This window comes from Thioalkalivibrio versutus, assembly GCF_001999325.1.
GTDB lineage: Bacteria > Pseudomonadota > Gammaproteobacteria > Ectothiorhodospirales > Ectothiorhodospiraceae > Thioalkalivibrio > Thioalkalivibrio versutus.
Map to the genome: position 1 here is coordinate 1 of NZ_MVAR01000011.1, position 19400 is coordinate 19400.

The 19400-nt window shown below is 61.8% G+C and carries 15 protein-coding genes; 9 read left to right on the plus strand and 6 right to left on the minus strand.

Annotated features, from left to right (window positions below):
• Positions 1-17: 17 nt before the first annotated feature.
• The 3 genes from aat to trxB all read right to left on the minus strand — a co-directional run bounded on the left by aat (position 18) and on the right by trxB (position 3591).
• Positions 18-773: a leucyl/phenylalanyl-tRNA--protein transferase gene (aat, locus tag B0684_RS03995; RefSeq protein WP_018649869.1), complete on the minus strand. Its 756-nt coding sequence runs from the start codon at positions 771-773 to the stop codon at positions 18-20.
• Positions 774-1193: 420 nt separating this feature from the next.
• Positions 1194-2471: a GNAT family N-acetyltransferase gene (locus tag B0684_RS04000; RefSeq protein ID WP_018649870.1), complete on the minus strand. Its 1278-nt coding sequence runs from the start codon at positions 2469-2471 to the stop codon at positions 1194-1196.
• A gap of 4 nt (positions 2472-2475) precedes the next feature.
• Positions 2476-3591, minus strand: coding sequence for a thioredoxin-disulfide reductase (trxB, locus tag B0684_RS04005; protein WP_018649871.1), 1116 nt, complete (start codon positions 3589-3591; stop codon positions 2476-2478).
• A gap of 436 nt (positions 3592-4027) precedes the next feature.
• On the opposite strand from trxB, the gene B0684_RS04010 reads away from it, so the two are divergent.
• The 9 genes from B0684_RS04010 (at position 4028) to B0684_RS04060 (ending at position 16287) form a co-directional block, all read left to right on the plus strand.
• Positions 4028-6922 (plus strand): ribonucleoside-diphosphate reductase subunit alpha, encoded by a 2895-nt coding sequence (locus B0684_RS04010; protein WP_018649872.1) that lies wholly within the window; start codon positions 4028-4030, stop codon positions 6920-6922.
• Positions 6923-7018: 96 nt separating this feature from the next.
• Positions 7019-8257, plus strand: a complete 1239-nt coding sequence (locus tag B0684_RS04015; protein ID WP_018168655.1) for a ribonucleotide-diphosphate reductase subunit beta — start codon at positions 7019-7021, stop codon at positions 8255-8257.
• 48 nt (positions 8258-8305) lie between these two features.
• Positions 8306-9238, plus strand: a complete 933-nt coding sequence (locus tag B0684_RS04020) for an ImmA/IrrE family metallo-endopeptidase (protein ID WP_077276967.1) — start codon at positions 8306-8308, stop codon at positions 9236-9238.
• A gap of 212 nt (positions 9239-9450) precedes the next feature.
• Positions 9451-10305, plus strand: a complete 855-nt coding sequence (locus B0684_RS04025) for a haloacid dehalogenase-like hydrolase (RefSeq protein ID WP_018649874.1) — start codon at positions 9451-9453, stop codon at positions 10303-10305.
• Positions 10306-10488: 183 nt separating this feature from the next.
• On the plus strand, positions 10489-10797 hold the full coding sequence (locus tag B0684_RS04030; RefSeq protein WP_143592441.1) for a hypothetical protein: 309 nt from the start codon (positions 10489-10491) through the stop codon (positions 10795-10797).
• Between the two features lie 214 nt (positions 10798-11011).
• A complete protein-coding gene (locus B0684_RS04035) occupies positions 11012-11392 on the plus strand; it encodes a hypothetical protein (protein ID WP_018649876.1) in 381 nt (126 codons plus the stop codon).
• Positions 11393-11925: 533 nt separating this feature from the next.
• Positions 11926-12663: a transposase gene (locus tag B0684_RS04040; RefSeq protein ID WP_018649877.1), complete on the plus strand. Its 738-nt coding sequence runs from the start codon at positions 11926-11928 to the stop codon at positions 12661-12663.
• A gap of 235 nt (positions 12664-12898) precedes the next feature.
• Positions 12899-13804 (plus strand): sensor domain-containing diguanylate cyclase, encoded by a 906-nt coding sequence (locus B0684_RS04050; protein ID WP_018649878.1) that lies wholly within the window; start codon positions 12899-12901, stop codon positions 13802-13804.
• Between the two features lie 485 nt (positions 13805-14289).
• Positions 14290-16287, plus strand: a complete 1998-nt coding sequence (locus B0684_RS04060) for a S9 family peptidase (protein ID WP_018649879.1) — start codon at positions 14290-14292, stop codon at positions 16285-16287.
• A gap of 637 nt (positions 16288-16924) precedes the next feature.
• Here the strand turns inward: B0684_RS04060 and B0684_RS04065 are convergent.
• From B0684_RS04065 to B0684_RS04075, 3 genes are read right to left on the minus strand one after another with little or no spacing between them, the layout of a single operon-like run.
• Positions 16925-17890: a sensor domain-containing diguanylate cyclase gene (locus B0684_RS04065; protein WP_233123385.1), complete on the minus strand. Its 966-nt coding sequence runs from the start codon at positions 17888-17890 to the stop codon at positions 16925-16927.
• Positions 17890-18594 carry a glycosyltransferase family 2 protein gene (locus B0684_RS04070; protein ID WP_018649881.1) on the minus strand — a complete coding sequence of 235 codons (705 nt, stop codon included), beginning with the start codon at positions 18592-18594 and terminating at the stop codon, positions 17890-17892. Before B0684_RS04070 ends, B0684_RS04065 begins: the two co-directional genes overlap by 1 nt.
• Positions 18582-19169 (minus strand): DedA family protein, encoded by a 588-nt coding sequence (locus B0684_RS04075; RefSeq protein WP_018649882.1) that lies wholly within the window; start codon positions 19167-19169, stop codon positions 18582-18584. The genes B0684_RS04070 and B0684_RS04075 overlap by 13 nt, the downstream gene beginning before the upstream one ends.
• Between the last annotated feature and the right edge of the window lie 231 nt (positions 19170-19400).

The following is a 19400-nucleotide window of genomic DNA, read 5'->3' on the forward strand; positions in this document are numbered from 1 at the left end:
GTAGGGCAAGACGGTATCTACCGGGGGGTGGTCCAGTCGGGGTCGAGGGGGCTCAGGGTCGGGTCGGTCCGCCACGGGCCCGGCTCGACCGGCTCGCGGGCGATTTCGCGGATGCGCTCGATGAACGCCTGGCGGGGCAGGGTGATGGCCCCGAGGTTGCGCAGGTGGGCGGTCTCCATCTGTACGTCGACCAGCGGCCAGCCCCAGGCGACCAGGTGGCGACACAACCAGGCCAGCGCCATCTTGGAGCCATCCCGCTCGCGCGAGAACATCGATTCGCCGCAGAACAGCCGCCCGACCGCGACGCCATAAAGCCCGCCGATCAGGCGCGGGCCGTCCCACACCTCCACCGAATGCGCGTGGCCCGAGCGGTGCAGTGCGATATAGGCCTGCTGCATGCTGGTGGTGATCCAGGTGCCATCGGCGTAGTCACGGGGGCCGGCGCAGGCCTCGATGACGGCCTCGAAGGCGCGATCGAAGCTCACCGTGTAACCGCGATTGCGGATCGCCTTTTTGAGGCTGCGATGCAGGCGGAAGTGGCCCGGCTCTAGGACCGCGCGCGGGTCCGGGCTCCACCAGAGGATTGGCTGCCCGGCCTCGAACCAGGGGAATACGCCGGAGCGATAGGCATTCAGCAGACGCGGCACGGAGAGATCGCCCCCGGCGGCCAGCAGCCCGTTGGGCTCGGGCAACGCCTGCGCCGGGTCCGGAAACGGCGCCTCCGGATGCTCCGGATCGAGCCAGGGCAGGGTGATCTGGGGGCCGGAGGTCATGGGGCGAGCCCCCAACGGCCAGAGTCCAGCGCGGGCAGGGGCTTCGCGGGCAAGCCCGCTCCCACAGGGCGATCCGGGATCCCCGAGTGCGGAGAAGATCCAGTCGGCGAGCCGGTTGCCTGGGTCGGGAGATCCCGGCTCTTCGCTGCGCTACGGCCGGGATGACGAGGTGGGGTACTGCGGCCGGGATGATGGGTGTCGGTGTGCCGGCGGCATTGTAGGAGCCTGCTTGCAGGCGAATGGGGTGTGGGGGTGTCCAGCGCGGGCAGGGGCTTCGTGGGCAAGCCCGTTCCCACAGGGCGATCCGGGATCCCGGAGTGCGGAGAAGGTCCAGTTGGCGAGCCTGTTGCCTGGGTCGGGAGATCCCGGCTCTTCGCTGCGCTACGGCCGGAATGACGGCCGCAGCGAGCCGGGCTCGGGTTAGCGGTCGGGCACATCATCGGAATGGGCCTGGCGATAGGGCGAGTGTTCGTGCAGGCGTTCGCACTGGGCGCGCATCATCTGGGCCTCGCGCTCGCAGAAGTCGCGCACGGGCTGCTCGAAGCCCTCGGTCAGGATCATGTGCGCGGAGTAGGTGGGTGTGGGCAGGAAGCCGCGCGGGATCTTGTGCTCGCCCTGGGCGCCCGGCTCGAAGCGGGCCAGCCCCTCGCGGATGCAGAACTCGATGCCCTGGTAGTAGCAGGTCTCGAAGTGCAGGTCGGCCAGCTCCTCGGTGCAGCCCCAGAAGCGCCCGTACAGGGTGTCGTGGCTGCGATAGCAAAGCGCCGCGGCGATGGTCTCGCCGTCTCCCTTCGCGTCCGGTTCTGTCGCATCCGGATCCGCCGCGCTGGGGCGCCGGGCCTCGAACAGCACCACCTGATCGCCCAGTTCGGCCGCGGTCTCGACAAAGAAGGCCTCCGACAGCGTCGGGATGCCCATGTGCTTCTCGAAGGTGTCCACGTAGAAGCGGTGAAAGCGCGCCCAGTCCTCCGCCTGCCCGGTGGCGCCGGTCAGGGTGCGAAACACGATCCCGGCCTCGTGGACGCGGCGGCGTTCGCGCTTGATGTTCTTGCGCTTTTTCGAGCTGAGCGCGCCCAGGAAGGCGTCGAAGTCCGCGTACCCCCCGTCCGGGGCGTTGGTCCAGTGGTACTGGCAGCCCATGCGCTCGGCCAGGCCCAGCTCGCGGGTCACGTCCAGATCGTCCTGGTTGGGGAACAGGATGTTCACGCCGGAGGCGTTCAGCTCGCGCCCGCGAGTGGCCAGCGCGCGCACCAGCAAGGTGCGCAGGTGATCGAAGTCCGGCGCCTCCGGGTGCACCAGCAGGCGCGGGCCGGTGGCCGGGGTGTAGGGCACGGAGACGACCAGCTTGGGGTAGTAGTTCAGCCCGTGGCGGTTCCACGCGCCTTCCCAGGCGAAGTCGAACACGAACTCGCCGTAGTTGTTGGTCTTGGCATAGGCCGGGGCCGCCGCGACCAGCTGGCCCTCGCGGAAGATCAGCACATGCTGCGGGAACCAGCCGAACTGGCGGCCCAGGCACTCGTGGCGCTCCAGGCCTTCCAGAAAGGCGTGGCGCAGAAACGGCTCGGTGCCGCCGGTCAGGGCATCCCAGGCGGCCGGGTCCACCTCGGCCAGGCCGTCACGCAGCTCGACGCGCTCCGCCGTGTTGCCCGTGGCGTCCTCCGACGGGTCCGCTGCCTGGGTGTCGCCCTCGGCGCTCACGCGATCAACCGAGCTTGTCCAGGTACTTCTCCGCGTCCAGTGCGGCCATGCAGCCAGTGCCGGCGGAGGTGACCGCCTGGCGATAGACGTGATCCATCACGTCGCCGGCGGCGAACACGCCCGGCACGGAGGTGGCCGTGGCGTTGCCTTCCAGCCCGCTTTGCACCTTGATGTAGCCGCCCGCCATATCCAGCTGGCCCTGGAAGATGTCGGTGTTCGGCTTGTGGCCGATGGCGATGAACACGCCCATCAGTTCGAGATCCTTGGTCTCGCCGGACTCGGTGCTCTTGAGTCGCGCACCGGTCACGCCGGTCTCGTCGCCGAGGATCTCTTCCAGGGTGTGGTTCCACTCGATGGTCACGTTGCCGTTCTTTTCCTTCTCGAACAGCTTGTCCTGCAGGATCTTCTCCGAGCGCAGCGAATCGCGCCGGTGCACCAGGGTGACCTCGGAGGCGATGTTCGACAGGTACAGCGCCTCCTCGACCGCGGTGTTGCCGCCACCGATCACCGCCACTTTCTGGCCACGGTAGAAGAAGCCGTCGCAGGTCGCACAGGCGGACACGCCCTTCCCGGCGAAGGTGGTCTCGGACTCCAGCCCCAGGTACTGCGCGGAGGCCCCGGTGCAGATGATCAACGCATCACAGGTGTACTCGCCGGAGTCGCCGATCAGGCGGTAGGGCTTGTCCTTAAGCTGCACCGTATGGATGTGGTCAAAGATCACCTCGGTGTCGAAGCGCTCGGCGTGCTTCTGCATGCGCTGCATCAGCTCGGGGCCCTGCACGCCCTCGTTGTCGCCGGGCCAGTTGTCCACGTCGGTGGTGGTCATCAACTGGCCGCCCTGTTCAAGGCCGGTGATCACGACCGGGTTCAGGTTGGCGCGCGCGGCGTAGACGGCGGCGGTCCAGCCGGCCGGGCCGGAGCCCAGGATCAGCAGCGGGCAGTGGCGCGTTGCCTTCTCGCTGCCGCCCTTTTTCGGCTGGGTCGCGGTGTCGCTACCGGAGGAGAGCGAGACGGCGCCGGCGGCTGCCTGCATGGCACCCGTGGCGACGGCGGCCTTGGGGGCGTCCTTCTTGCCGGCCTGCTTGCTCTTCTTGTCGGATGGGTCCTTGGCGTCGCTCATGCGGTACTCCCTGTCGATTCGATGAATACGGCTGGCGCCGCCGGCCCGGCCGGCAACGCAAAAAAGCGGGTTCGATAAGGCGGGGATTATTGGGACGCGGCGGGTCTTTGTCCAACATCGCCACGCCGGACGTGGATGCCCCAAAGCGGTCCCCGCGCGCGATACCGATTCGGTAATCGCGGGCCATAAAACATTTTCATGTTCGCGTGGGCCGCAGGCACCCGGCGGGGAGTCACTACATCGGCGTTTGGTGGATAACCGGGGTGCCTCGCCAGGAATGGCGACAGGACGGGGAATGGGCGTTTTTATCCACAGCTTGCCCACGGCTTGTGCGCGGTTTGTTCTTTCGGGAGCTACTATATCTAGTGGCTATGCAGTTCTCGATCCCCGATCTATAGTATCTCACGTTCGATCCAACACCAGCGCGAGGCCCGTCATGCACAGCGATTCCCATACTGCCACAGCCCAGCAGGGCACCCAGTACCCGCCGCAAGCCGAACCGTCGGCCGAGGTCCTGGCGACCAGCCCGGGCCAGCACCAGGTGATTCGCCGCAATGGCAAGGTGACCGGCTTCGATGCCTCCAAGATCGAGGTCGCGGTGACCAAGGCCTTCCTCGCGGTGGAGGGCGGCAATGCCGCGGCCAGCCGGCGCATCCACGAGGTGTCGAAGGAAGTGGCCGGGCAGGTGGTGGACAGCCTGTTCCGCCGCGCCGGGACCCAGGGCATGACGGTCCACATCGAGGATATCCAGGACCACGTGGAGCTGGCGCTGATGCGCAGCGGCCACCACAAGGTCGCGCGGGCCTACGTGATCTACCGCGAGCAGCAGTCGCAGAAGCGCGCCGCCGAGGCCGCCGAGCAGGGTGCGGACGAACAAGCCGAGGCCGCCACGCTGAACGTGACCCGGGCCGACGGCACCCTGGCCCCGCTGGACGAAGACCGCCTGCAGGCGGTGGTCGCCGAGGCCTGCGCCGGCATCGAGCAGGTGGATGGCGAGAAGATCCTGACCGAGGCCCGCCGCAACCTGTTCGACGGCGTGGCCGAGAAGGATGTCTCCACCGCGCTGGTGATGGCCGCGCGGGTGATGATCGAGAAGGAGCCCAACTACTCCGAGGTCACCGCGCGGTTGCTGATGGACGCGCTGCGCCGCGAGGCCCTGAGCTTCGTGCACGGCCGCCCGGAAGAGGCCACCCAGGCCCAGCTGGCCGAGCGCTACGCCGATTACTTCGGTGCCTACATCAAGCGCGCCGCCGAGCTGGAGCTGGTCGACAGCGAGCTGACCCGCTACGACCTGGAACGCCTGGGCGCCGCGCTCAAGCCCGAGCGCGACCTGCAGTTCACCTACCTGGGCCTGCAGACCCTGTTTGATCGCTACTTCATCCACTCGGACGGCATCCGCTTCGAGCTGCCGCAGGCGTTCTTCATGCGCGTGGCGATGGGCCTGGCGATCAACGAGATCGACCGCGAGGCGCGCGCGATCGAGTTCTACAACCTGCTGAGCTCGTTCGACTTCATGAGCTCCACGCCGACCCTGTTCAACTCCGGCACCCTGCGTCCGCAGCTCTCCAGCTGCTACCTGACCAGCGTCCCGGACGACCTCGACGGCATCTACAGCGCCATCCGCGACAACGCGCTGCTGTCCAAGTTTGCCGGCGGACTGGGTAACGACTGGACCCGCGTGCGCGGCATGGGCGCCCACATCAAGGGCACCAACGGCAAGTCGCAGGGCGTGGTCCCGTTCCTCAAGGTGGCCAACGACACCGCGGTGGCGGTGAACCAGGGCGGCAAGCGCAAGGGTGCCGTGTGCGCCTACCTCGAGACCTGGCACATCGATATCGAGGAGTTCATCGAGCTGCGCAAGAACACCGGCGACGACCGCCGCCGCACCCACGACATGAACAGCGCCAACTGGATCCCGGACCTGTTCATGAAGCGTGTGGCCGAGGACGGCGACTGGACCCTGTTCTCCCCGAACGAGGCGCCGGACCTGCACGACCTGATCGGTGCCGACTTCGAGAAGCGCTACAGCGAGTACGAAGAGAAGGCCGCGCGCGGCGAGATGCGCGTGTACAAGACCATGAAGGCCGTCGACCTGTGGCGGAAGATGCTCGGCATGCTGTTCGAGACCGGCCACCCGTGGGTCACCTTCAAGGACCCGTGCAACCTGCGCAGCCCGCAGCAGCACACCGGCGTGGTTCACAGCTCCAACCTGTGCACCGAGATCACCCTGAACACCTCGGATGACGAGATCGCGGTGTGCAACCTGGGCTCGATCAACCTGGCCGCGCACATAGGCGACAACGGCGAGCTGGATCAGGCCAAGCTCGAGCGCACCGTGAACACCGCCATGCGCATGCTCGACAACGTGATCGACTACAACTACTACTCCGTGCCGCAGGCGCGTCGTTCCAACATGCGCCACCGCCCGGTGGGCCTGGGGATCATGGGTTTCCAGGATGCGCTGTACAAGCTGCGCCTGCCGTATGCCTCCGAGGCCGCCGTGGAGTTCGCCGACGCCTCCATGGAGGCGGTGTCCTACTACACCATCAAGGCCTCGACCGATCTGGCCGAGGAGCGCGGGCGCTACGAGAGCTTCCCCGGCAGCCTGTGGAGCCAGGGCATCCTGCCGATCGACTCGGTCGAAAAGCTGGCCGAGACCCGCGGCGACTACCTGCAGATGGACACCACCCAGCGCCTGGAGTGGGACAAGCTGCGCAAGCGGGTGAAGAAGGTCGGCATGCGCAACTCCAACACCATGGCGATCGCGCCGACCGCGACCATCTCCAACATCTGCGGGGTCAGCCAGTCGATCGAGCCGACCTACCAGAACCTGTTCGTCAAATCGAACCTGTCGGGCGAGTTCACCGTGATCAACCCGTACCTGGTGCGCGACCTGAAGGACCGCGAGCTGTGGGACGAGGTCATGGTCAACGACCTCAAGTACTACGACGGCTCGGTGCAGCCGCTGGACCGCGTGCCGGAGGACCTCAAGGCCCTGTACGCCACCGCGTTCGAGCTGGACACCCGCTGGCTGGTCGAGGCCGCCTCGCGCCGGCAGAAGTGGATCGACCAGGCGCAGAGCCTGAACCTGTACATGGCCGAGCCCTCCGGGCCCAAGCTGGACGCCCTGTACAAGCTGGCCTGGGTGCGCGGGCTGAAGACGACCTACTACCTGCGCTCCATGGGCGCGACCCACGTGGAGAAGAGCACCGTGGCCGACTCCTCGCGCGCCAACAAGCTGAACGCCGTCTCCGGCGGCCAGCAGGCGTCCGAGCCGGAGGCGCCCAAGGCGTGCTCCATCCTCGACCCGGACTGCGAGGCCTGCCAGTAAGTCCTGCCCGCGAGGGGCACCGAAACCGCACGACGCAACAAACTGAACAAAGGCCCGGCCACCGCGCCGGGCCGCCACCGAAAGAAGAGGGACACTATGCTTTCCTGGGACGATCCGATTGCCGCCGTAAAAGGCGAAGGCCAGAAACAACCCGCCGTACGCCCGGGCATGGGCTTTCAGGAGAACGAAGCCCTGATGAGCACCGCCGGCGCCGCGCCCAGCGTGCCGCCGGAGCCGGAGAACGCTGGCCAGCCGCTGGCCGAGCCCAACGAAGAGGCCTTGACCGGCACCGGTCTGGAAGACATCGAGATGGGTGCCGAGCGCATCCGCGTGGATGACAAGAAGATCATCAACTGTCACGCGGACCTCAACCAGCTCGTGCCCTTCAAGTACAAGTGGGCCTGGCAGAAGTACCTGGACGGCTGCGCCAACCACTGGATGCCGCAGGAAATCAACATGAACGCGGACATCGCCCTGTGGAAGGACCCGAACGGGCTGACCGAGGACGAGCGCACCATCGTCAAGCGCAACCTGGGCTTCTTCTCCACCGCCGACTCGCTGGTGGCGAACAACCTGGTGCTGGCCGTGTACCGCCACATCACCAACCCCGAGTGCCGCCAGTACCTGCTGCGCCAGGCCTTCGAGGAAGCAGTCCACACCCACGCCTACCAGTACTGCGTGGAGTCCTTAGGGCTGGACGAGGGCGAGATCTTCAACATGTACCGCGAGGTGCCCTCCGTCGCCGTCAAGGCCGAGTGGGCCCTGCCGTTCACCAAGCACCTGGCGGACCCGAACTTCCGCACCGGCACGCCAGAGGCGGACCAGAAGCTGCTGCGCGAACTGATTGCCTTCTATGTCGTGTTCGAGGGCATCTTCTTCTACGTCGGCTTCGTGCAGATCCTCTCCATGGGCCGGCGCAACAAGATGACCGGGGTGGCCGAGCAGTTCCAGTACATCCTGCGCGACGAGTCCATGCACATGAACTTCGGCATCGACGTGATCAACCAGATCAAGGTCGAGAACCCGCACCTGTGGACCGAAGACTTCAAGGACGAGATGCGCACCCTGATCCGTGATGCGGTGGAGCTCGAGGCGCAGTACGCCCGCGACACCATGCCCCGCGGCGTGCTCGGCATGAACGCGCAGATGTTCGAGGAATACCTGCACTTCATCGCCAACCGCCGCTGCGCGCAGATCGGCCTGGCCGAGATGTACCCGGGTGCGGATAACCCGTTCCCGTGGATGAGCGAGGTGCTCGATCTCAAGAAGGAGAAGAACTTCTTTGAGACGCGGGTTACGGAGTATCAGACGGGTGGGGCTTTGAGCTGGGATTGAGTGACTTACCCCGTCGCACTCACACCCCTTCAGCTTGAGGTAAACCCAATGAGCAACGCGAAGTATCCGAAAACTGGGCTTCATGCTGACCGGGAGAGGCTCTGCAATCCATATGCGCATATCGAGGAGCTGGAGGAAGCTTTGGCATGTGAAGAATACGCTGAGTCCACTACCGTCCGGCTGCTTCGCAACCCCTACGCCACCGAACAGGTGGTGGATGGCTACCAAATAAATGATTCAACCTACCATCGTGATGCACTCCGCTACCAGCGCCGCCTTAGCGGAGACTCCGATCGCCTAGAGCAAATCCGGGCTATTGTGCGGAATTTGCACGCTGACCTGTGGCGCTCCCGGCATGCGATATTCCCAGATGGAGTGCCGGACGATCCGGTTGCGCTGCTCGACCCGTCTATTACCTTGGCTCGCCAGGGTTATCGCTACGGCCTCGACGAGTATTTGGGGGATTATGAGCCCGGCTCAAAAAAAGGCGATGTTGCAGGAGAAATTGATCGCAACGGTAAGACTGTGCGGGTTTGCCGACGCTTAAAACCATCGGTGCGGCGCTTCACAGCCGCTCACGAACTTGGCCACGCAATGTTGCACCAAGGCGCGGTGATGCACCGAGATAGGGCTATCGAGGGCCCGGCTGGGGATCGACCCCATCGTTCCCCCATAGAAAAGGAAGCTGATGTCTTTGCCGCCGAATTCCTGATGCCGCCAAACATCGTTCGCGAACGATTTCGAGCGAGCTTCGGCTGTTCCGAGAGATTCGAGCTCACTTGGGACAGTGCATACGCTCTTAATCCTGCGAAGGCAGAGGAGTTGATGCAGGAAGCGTCAAGAGGACGCCCACTGGCTCTCGTCTTGGCAACGACTGGGCGATACGGAGGAACCGTTTTCCAGCCGTTGGCAATGCAGTTCGGGGTCTCGGGGGAAGCGATGGCGTACCGCCTTCTGGAGCTAGGGCTGGTAGAACGCTGATCTCTAGGTGGGAGCTCGAGTACACCTCTCTTTGTCTGGCATGATCCGGATTGGGTGCGTGCTACACGCAGATCCTGAACTGACGGCAATGCGTTTTTCGTGACCCGGGGATGGCCTACCTCTCTAGCCCAACTGCTCCATGGCTGACGCACACGCTTGCGGTCGATGGGCTTGAAAAAAATTCTCGACGAAAGTGAAAAGGGAGTGGCCATATGCAATGCGCACTGGTCTATGACTTCGATGGGACGCTCGCAAAGGGAAATTGTGCGGAACACGGATTGTTGCCGGCCCTCGGCTTAGACGATCCATCTGGCTTCTGGTTGAGAGTTCATGAGAGAAATAAAGAACGTGACGGTGACGAGATACTTACCTATCTCGGCGAGCTTGCGTTGCGCGCCAGAGAAGTCGATAGGCAGACGGAGCTGAGCGCGGAAAAGCTTAGGTTGCACGGAAAGTCGATCCCGTTATTCCCCGGGGTGGAAGATTGGTTTGATAGAATTAACCGCTTCGCAAAGAGTCAAGGAATAGAGCTGAGTCATTATATTGTATCGAGCGGCCTCGAGGAAATGATTCGTGGTACTTCAGTAAAAAGCCATTTCCAAAAGATATTTGCTTGCCGCTACCATTATGATGAAGAGACGGGGTTCGCGAAATGGCCGACGGTCGCGATTGACTACACGACTAAGACACAGTATCTCTTCCGTATAAATAAGGGCATAGAGAACAGCTGGGACAACCAAAAGGTTAATAGATATATCGAGCCAATGGAGCGCCCTTTTCCGTTTGACCGTATGATCTATTTCGGAGATGGCGATACAGATATTCCCGCAATGAAGATGGTGAAAGCACAAGGAGGGTGCAGTCTCGCGGTTTTCGACCGCGACAAGTGGGCTGAAGCGAAAACCCAAGAAAAGATCGAGAAGCTCATTTCTGAAGACAGGGCAAGCTATGTCGTACCTGGGGATTATGCAGCTGGAAGTCAGCTTGATGTTACGGTGAAGGGTGTGCTTCGGCAATATTGCCGTAAGGGAAGATCAGAGAAAAGCCCAAGGAATGGACACGACTGATCGTCTAGTCGATCAGAGGCGGGATGGGAAGGGTTCAAGGGTAGTCCAAGGGTCAGAGAGGGACCGGCGATGGCCGGTAGAATGGGTCACGCTGCGTTGTGCTTGCCGCTTAAGCGGTACAGGGTGAAAAGGCTAGGTCAAATGCTTATGACCTCGGGGCCTACCGCGCCAATGGGGAAAAAGATGGAAGATTCCAAGACACATTACTACGTGCAAGTTCAAGATCCCGTGGGCGAAGAGTATTACGTGGGCCCCTTTGCGGAATCCGGAGGGGGTTTTTCCGTAGGCCGTTCCGCGATTGACTGGGTGTACAAGCAGGTTGGTGTGATAATGGTTGCCGATCCAAATGCGGAATTGGTCAAGCATCGATGGCACGTCAAAGAAAATGAGAACTTCTTCGATGGGCCGACAGTGGATGTCGTTGTCGAAATAGCGGGCTACTGTATGGAAGTCAAGAGTTTGCGACCGCCCGCGTTCACCAACATACAATAACGGGGTTGGGATCAATAACGGGGTCGGACCTCGGTAACCTGTAGAAAAACCGGAGGAAGCCGGCCTAGAAAGGGCGGGAGTCGAGCTTAGAGCGGTCATTTCGGCCATCAAACGGCTGTCCTAGGAAGGGGATGCATGCCACTGGAAAAGCCCCGCCACTGGTTTGGAGACGGAGCGCGCATGCGCTCTTTTGAATTGGTTGAGAGGGAGAGCTTTGAACGATAAGCAAGAACAAGCGGGCGATGATGTATTTCTCGAACAACGGAAGATGCAAGCAGATGGGTACGGTCGTTTCTCGATCTACGTTTGGATAGGCTCGGGCGTTTATCTGTTTTATGTTGACAACAGTCTTTCGTTTTTATCTTGGCAGGCCTTGCTGTTTTTTGTTCCTGGTATCTTCTTGGTTTCTGGCATCGTTGGTGGGCTATTTTTTGTTATAGGTACAGGGCTTGCGAAGGTGTATGCCAAGTTTGTGAATGTATGGGATACGTCTATCGGGTCTCTTGTTTTGGTGTATGGAACGGCGTTGGTCTTGCGCGTGGCACAGTTGGTGGTGACGTTCATAGCAGCGAAAGCGACCGTGTCTTTGTTGTGACGCTGAGCCCTAAGAAGAGGACACCCATGATTCTTGACGACGCAGGCTATGGGGTCAGACCTTGCCTTTTGCCATGATAACGGGGTCGGACCTCGGTAACGTACGGAAAAACCGAAGGCAGCCGGTCTAGAAAGGGCGTGATTCGAGCTTAAAGCGGTCATTTCGGCGATCAAATGGGATTTCCAGGGAGGGAAGGCATGCCACGGGCGAATCGCCATCACCTGCCGGGAAGCGTGAGCCGCCCCGGGTTTCCCGGAGACTCGTTGGTTTGGGTCACGCCACTTGGTGAGCTATGGGCTCAGAGCTGGCATTTTGCCTGTGGAAGTTTCCGGCGGAGGGCAAAAGGCGAGGTTTGACCCCGGCGCTTATGCCTAAAGGAATGTAACAGCGAGAATAACTAGTGCGGCGTGGCATAACGGGGTCGGACCTCGGTAACCTACGGAAAAACAGCGGTAAACCGGTCTAGAAAGGCCGCGATTCGAGCTTAAAGCGGACATTTCGGCCATCAAATGGGCGTTCCAGGGAGGGAAGCCATGCCACGGGCGAATCGCCATCATCTGCCGGGCTATGTCTGGCATATCACCCACCGGTGTCATAAGCAGGAGTTTCTGCTGAAGTTTGCCCGCGACCGGAGGCTCTGGCGCTACTGGCTGTACCAGGCGCGCCAGCGTTACGGACTCTGTGTGCTCAACTACATAGTGACCTCCAACCATGTACACCTGCTGGTGCGCGATGGGGGCGGAGGCGAGATTGCGCGTTCCATGCAGTTGATCGCGGGCCGGGTTGGCCAGTCATACAACTGGCGCAAGGCGCGCAAGGGCGCTTTCTGGGAAGACCGCTACCATGCCACCGCCGTGCAGACCGGGACCCACCTCGCGCGCTGCCTGGTGTACATCGACCTGAACATGGTCCGGGCGGGGGTGGTGGGGCATCCATCGGAGTGGGAAGCCAGCGGATATCGCGAGATCCAGGCACCATCGGATCGTTACCGAGTCATTGATGAGCAGGCCCTGCTGGATGCGCTGGAGATCGGTTCCGTAGCTGAGCTGAGAGAGTGTCATCGTTTGTGGGTGGAGGAGGCGCTGGCCTCGGATCGCGCCAGTCGGGATGGGTGGTGGACGACGGCCGTCGCGGTAGGGGACCGGTCGTATGTGGACGAAGTGCGCCGGGCGCTGGGGGTGCGGTCGCCGGGGCGCCACGTTGAACAGACGGGGGATACCGCATGGGTGCGCGACGATGGGGCGAGTTATGGGGTTGATCAACGGTTTTGACGGCGAAATGGGGCGGATAAGCCTCTAGAAAGGGGGGTTGCGCGATATAAATATATGAAGTCAGTAGGTTGTCGTGGTCCGACCCCGTCGCGGAACGGTTGCGGCTCCCTTGTGCAGAATGACGGCACGGCAGTCACCGCGCCTTGTTCGCACGCAAAAGCGACTCGAGCGCGAGTGCGTACATTAATCAGTGTTTCCCTAGAGTGTGAGTCCGTGGACCAGAGATCCTTGACCAATGCCCGTTGACCTTCAAGCGCTCTCGGCCAGGCTGATCCATCTGATCCTCGACACGGTCTTTGTGGTCGATCGGGACAATCAGATCGTCTTCGTGAGCGATGCCTGTGAGGATCTGCTTGGTTATCGCGCGGAGGAGCTGATCGGAACCACGATCACCGACTATATGCATCCTGAAGACCTGGCGGCCTCACTGGCCTCCATTGTTCGGGTCATGGAGGGCAAGCCTCACGTCGATTTCCGTAACCGCTATATCCGCAAAGATGGCGGTGTCGTGTACATCCTTTGGTCGGCACACTGGGTCGAGGAGGAGGGTGTGCGGATTGGGGTTGCGCGGGACGTGACGACCCTGCGGCAGGCCGAGGAGGAACTGCGCTTCCTCGCCCATCATGATCCGCTGACAGGACTGACCAACCGATCGCTGTTCTATGACCGCCTGGATCTGGCGCTACATTCGGCCCATCGCTACCAGAACCACCTGGCCTTGCTGTTTCTGGATATCAACGACTTCAAGGTGATCAATGATGTCCATGGACACGCGGTGGGGGACCGTGTGCTTTGTACGATCGCCCGGCGGCTGGAGGGCTGCGTGCGGGAGACGGACACGGTGGCGCGGATGGGCGGGGATGAGTTTATTGTCCTGCTGACGGATATCCAGGTGGAGGGTGCCGTTTCCAGAAAGGTCGAGCACATTCAATCGGCCATGGACGAGCCCCTGGGCGCCGAGTTCGGCGGGATCATACCGTCTTGTAGCATTGGCGTGGCCTGCTATCCCGCAGACGGAGAGGACGCCGATACCTTGCTGAGCCGTGCGGATGGCGAAATGTACCGGGTGAAGCGGAAAAGGGGAGAAGTAAGGGGGTCGGACCTCGGTAACGTACGGAAAAACCGAAAGAAACCGGTCTAGAAAGGGCGCGAGTCGGGCTTGAAGCGGTGATTTCGGCCATCAAATGGGCATTCCAGGGAGGGAAGTCATGCCGCGGGCGAATCGCCATCATCTGCCGGGAAGCGCGTGAACCGCCCCGGGTTTCCCGGAGACTGGTTGGTTTGGGTCACGCCACCTGGTGAGCTATGGGCTCAGAGCTCTCCTTTTGCCTCTGGAAGTTTCCGGCGGAAGGCAAAAGGCAAGGTTTGACCCCGGCGTCTTTTCGCGGATGGAGTGGAACAGCTGCTTCTTCTGCAGGGCGGCTTCTCGATCGATGGGTGGGTACAAACCCTTGCGCGGCCGCTTGCTGGGATGCGGGGTATCGAACCGTTACGGCCGGGAGACGGTGAATGCGCATTCGTCGTCGTGGCGGCGACCCGGAACGTCCATCGCAGGCGGGCGAGAAAAGGACACCCATGAGCTCGTTGCGGCAAACTCGGGGGCATTTCCTTTCCCTCGAGGACTCCATGACCCGAACACTGTTGCTGATCGTCATCTTCTACACGCCGTCGGTATGGGCGGAGCCGCCGGAGCCGATGGTGCCCGCCGACTATTACGACTTCGTGTTCGCGACCGAGCCGAGGCTTTCGCCGGATGCTGGCCATGTCGTCTTCGTGCGCAGTCGCGTGGACGATGAACGCCGCAATCGGGAATCGAGCATCTGGATGGTGCCGGCTGATGGCTCGGAACCGGCAAGCCAGTTCACCCAGGGTGAGTCCGATCGTCATCCCCGTTTTTCTCCCGATGGGCGGCAAGTGGCCTTCTTGAGGACCGTTGACGAGGACGCCCAGATTCATCTGATACCCATTGACGGTGGTGAAGCCCACGCCATCACCGAGATTGAACAGGGCAATCTTTCTCACTTTGCCTGGCTGCCTGATGGTCAACACCTGATCGTTACCCTGACCATCGACCCGGCCGTCGAGGATCCCGCGCAGGAGGAGCAGGGGGATGACGCACCGCAGGCGGATGTGAAGGTCTATTCGCGGCCGCTCAGCCGTCGTGAGTCGCAGGGTTGGCTGGATGAGAGCCGCCGCACCTTGTGGTTGCTGGATTCGGCAAGCGGCGAACTCGAGCGTTTGGCAGGGGACGCCGAGTGGAACCACAACAACCCGACGGTTTCGCCCGATGGCCGCTTCCTGGCGTTCAATGTCGACCGCAGCGGCCGCGAGTACGACGGCAGCTTCAATCAGGACATCTACCTGCTCGATCTCGAAAGCCGTGAGGAACGCAAGCTGTCCGCGCCCGATGGGCGTGTCACCGACCCACTGTTCTCGCCCGACGGGCGCCAGGTCGCCTTTCTCTATCAGTCCGACCGTTATCGTCCCGTGGAACTGCACCGCATCGGGATCGACAACGACGACCACAAGGTACTGCACGATGGCATGGACTTCTCCGTTACGCAGGCCTGGTGGCCCGAGGGGTTCGATCGCCCCCTGGTATTGGCGGACTTCCGCGGCAGCCGTCCACTGATTCGCTTGCACCCCGATGGTGACAGCGAGGTGGTCCTCGGTGATGAAGCCGCTCTCAGCGATATCGACTTTGCCGCCGACGGCGAGTCCCTGGCCTTGCTGGTCGAAGACGAAACCCGGATGCCGGAGGTGCACGTCGCCGACAGTGACGGGTTCGAGTCGCGACGCCTGACGGGCTTCAACGACACTCTGTTGGAATCACGTTACCGGACCGAACTCGAACGCTTCAGCTACGAGGTCGAGGATGGCCGCACGGTGGATGCGTTCCTGCTACGGCCCAAAGGGTTCGACGCCGGCGATGACTGGCCGCTGGTGTTGAACATTCGTGGCGGTCCGGCGCATATGTGGGGCCATCGCTGGTTCCACGAGTTTCAGATGATCGCGGGCGCGGGCTACGCGATGCTGTTCACCAACTATCGGGGTTCGACCGGCTACGGTTACGAGTTCCAGGCCTCGGTGTACCAGGACTACGGTGGGGTGGACTACCGCGACAACATGCAGGCCCTGGACGCGGCGTTGGAGCGCTACGACTGGATCGACGAGGAGCGCCAGTTTCTGACCGGTGGCAGCCATGGCGGCTTTCTGACCAACTGGATCACCACGCAGACCGATCGCTTCCGCGCGGCGGTCACCCAGCGCAGTGTCTCCAACTGGATCTCTGAGGCCGGCACCCAGGACTACGTGCCGACAAGGATGAATGCCGAGTTTGGCGGCACGATCTGGACGAACTACGACTATTACTGGGGACGCTCACCGCTCAAGTACGCCGACCAGGTGAGTACGCCGACGCTGATCATCCACTCTACCGATGACCGGGTGACCCCGATCGGGCAGGGCCAGGAGTGGTTCTACGCGCTGCTTAATAACGACGTAGAGAGCGAGCTGGCGGTATTCGATGGCGAAGGCCACAACCTGTCCCGGGACGGCACTCCGGTGAATCTGGTCAAACGCCTGGAACTCATCCTCGAGTGGTTTGAGAGCCATAAACCGTGATCCGCAGTGCGAGGCATTGATTGCGAGGCGGGGGGCCAGTCGGGGAGAAGAGAGATGGGGATACGGAGGGATAACGGGGCGAGGGATAACGGGGTCGGACCTCGGTAACGTACGGAAAAACCGAAGGAAACCGGTCTAGAAAGGGCGCGAGTCGGGCTTTAAGCGGTGATTTCGGCCATCAAATGGGCATTCCAGGGAGGGAAGCCATGCCGCGGGCGAATCGCCATCATCTGCCGGGAAGCGCGTGAACCGCCCCGGGTCTCCCGGAGACTCGTTGGTTGGGGTCACGCCACCTGGTGAGCTATGGGCTCAGAGCCCTCCTTTTGCCTCTGGACGTTTCCGGCGGAAGGCAAAAGGCAAGGTCTGACCCCGACGTCTGCGCGTGACCCCGACGTCTGCGCGCAGTTGCACGCGAAAGGTGGAATCGGCGGGCGTCTCGGACATGGGACGCGGTTTCGAGGGATAAGCCGTTCATTTTGACAATCCGCGCACGCGGGGCGGCGTATGCCGCAGGCCAGACCTGGGCCCCTGCCTGCCAGGTACGGCCAACAGCCAGAGGCAAGGTCTGGAACCCGGGAGTCGACGCCGCAGCTTGGTCGCCGGAAAATAAACCGCTCGCCTTTTCGCAGTGCAGTCTTTAAAGCAAGGCGACCCGGTTGCGGCCGGATTCTTTGACGCTGTACAGCGCATCGTCGACGCGCTTGAGCAGACTGTGGGGCGATTCATCGGGACGGTACTCCGTGACTCCGAGGCTTGCCGTGACCTGCTCCTGTATCGGGAATCGAGTCCGGGCCAACAGGGCACGCAGGGTCTCGGCCAAGGCCCCAGCGTCCTCTGCTTTGGTCTCCGGCAGGAGTGCAAGAAACTCTTCGCCGCCCCAGCGTATCAGCACGTCGCTGCCGCGCAGATTGGCTCCCAGCGTGTCCGCTACCTGGCACAGGATTTCGTCACCGGTTGCATGACCATGACGGTCGTTAACGGACTTGAAGCGGTCGATATCACACATGATCAAGCTCAACGGCGACCCGTAACGGCGGGCGCGTTGGACTTCGAGCGGCAGCAATTCATCGAATGCCCCCCAGCTCATGAGGCCGGTCAGCCTGTCATGGTGGGCCTGATGATGCAGCTCGGCTTCGATCTGTTTGCGGGCAGAGATGTCGAATCCGGTCCCGGTAAGACAGGGTTGTCCGTTGAGTTCTACCCGCAGACCGGTGAAGTAGTAGGGGATGTACGCCCCGGACGCACCGCGCATGGCTGCCTCGACGTCGGCCGAGCCGGTTTCGAAGACGCGACTGATCGACTGAGCCACACGAGGCTGATCCTCGCCGGCGAAGAGATCCACGGCATTGATGCGGGTCAGTTCGTTGCCCTCCAGGCCGGTCACCCGCTTGAAGTTGTGGTTCCAGCGGATGAAACGACCGGTGTCATCCAGCACACAGAACACGGCGGGCAGGCCGTCGATCACGGCGTCGCTGAAATCACGTTCCTGACGCAGCTTGTGCTGCAGTTCGTAATGTGCGGAGAGGTCGACGAGGGACGAAAGAAGAGGACACCCATGATCTTCTTGACGATTAGAGCCTCCTTGGCGGCGGGAATCAGACATTAGCTAAAAATCAATTCCGCTATCGATCTTGTTGCTCTCCTGATGCGCAAAGCCCTCTCCTTGATCCAGCCAAGTATGTAAAGCCGGAATGATATCGACAGGATTTGTCGGATCATCATCGCGCGTTGGGTAGCGCCAGCCACGACCCCATATTTCCTCTCTTTAATGTGATGGAACGTACCATGCACGAGTTCAAACGCCATCCCCTTCTCGAATTGCTTGGAGGTGTAGTTCAAGGCGATCTCGATCTGGAAACCGCGTACGCAACTCGTCGGGACGGCCTCCCAGAGCCGGCGGGTCAATGCCCGATCTCCGCCGATAATTGGGAAGAATCGCAGCGCCTGGTTGAGTATCAGCGTCGAACGAGCGCGCAAGCCAACGTTCATCTCGACGCGTCCCTCGATGACGGGCTGCATGATCCGGGACAAGGTCTGCTGGGTGTGGCCAGTCACGTCAGCGTCGAGAAATAACAGGACGTTAGACTTCGCCGAACGCACGCCTGCATCCAATGCAGTCGCCTTGCCCGTGTTTCGAGCCAGACGGATGACGCGGGCACCCGCGGACTCTGCGACCTGGGCCGTCGCATCCGTAGAGCCATCATCGACCACGAGGACTTCCCCAACCCAAGGATGCTGGCGTGCACACGTAATGACATCGGCGATGGTTCCGACCTCATTGAAGGCTGGTATCACTACCGTGACCATCGGTTCCTCAACACCCGGCTCGCGATATAATTGGCGGACACCGCAATCACGATAAATATCAGGAAGGCGATCTCGATATCCTCAATCAGATCGCCAAGCTGGCGCGTCGTGCCGACGACCGAATAGGCGAGAGAAACGAAGACGGCGAACAACGTTAGGACGGCGAGGAAATTGACGATGACATAGGTTCGAAAACGCATATCGTGTACTCCCGCAAGCACTTGGGCCGCCGTCCGTGTTCCATATACAAACTTGGATAGAAACAGGATCTGTGTGCCCTTGCGATTGAACAGGCGTTCCAGACCACGAACGGCGTTGTTGCTGTGGTGTCCAGGGATGCGGTCGAGTGCCGAAGCGGGGAATTTTCTTCCCAGCCCGTACCAGAGGAGGTCCGACAATACCGTGGCCAATATCGCCAGCGAGATGACTGCAGCAAGATCAAGGCGCCCGGTCGCAGCCAGGTATATCGCCGGCAAGAGCACGACTTCGCCCGCGACGAGCATGCCGACAAAAATGAACAGATACGGATAGGTCTGAAGAAGGCTGAGTACCTGTTGGAACAAATCGTGCGCCATGGCATCCATCGAGAGATTACGTAGGTAAGGGGGATTCGGCGGGCAGTCGGGTCGGCGAATGTTCTAGTTATTAGGGCGATCTTTCAGGCCCACCGACCGTCCGGTGATGGCTGCGAATTTGGATTACGAGTGGCTTGATGTGGTCGCCGGCGGAATGTTGGCTTGCGATGAGTCCCCTATCCTGAATCTGGGGTGTGCCGCCGCCAGCCGGGTGTGGTGGTCAAGTGATTT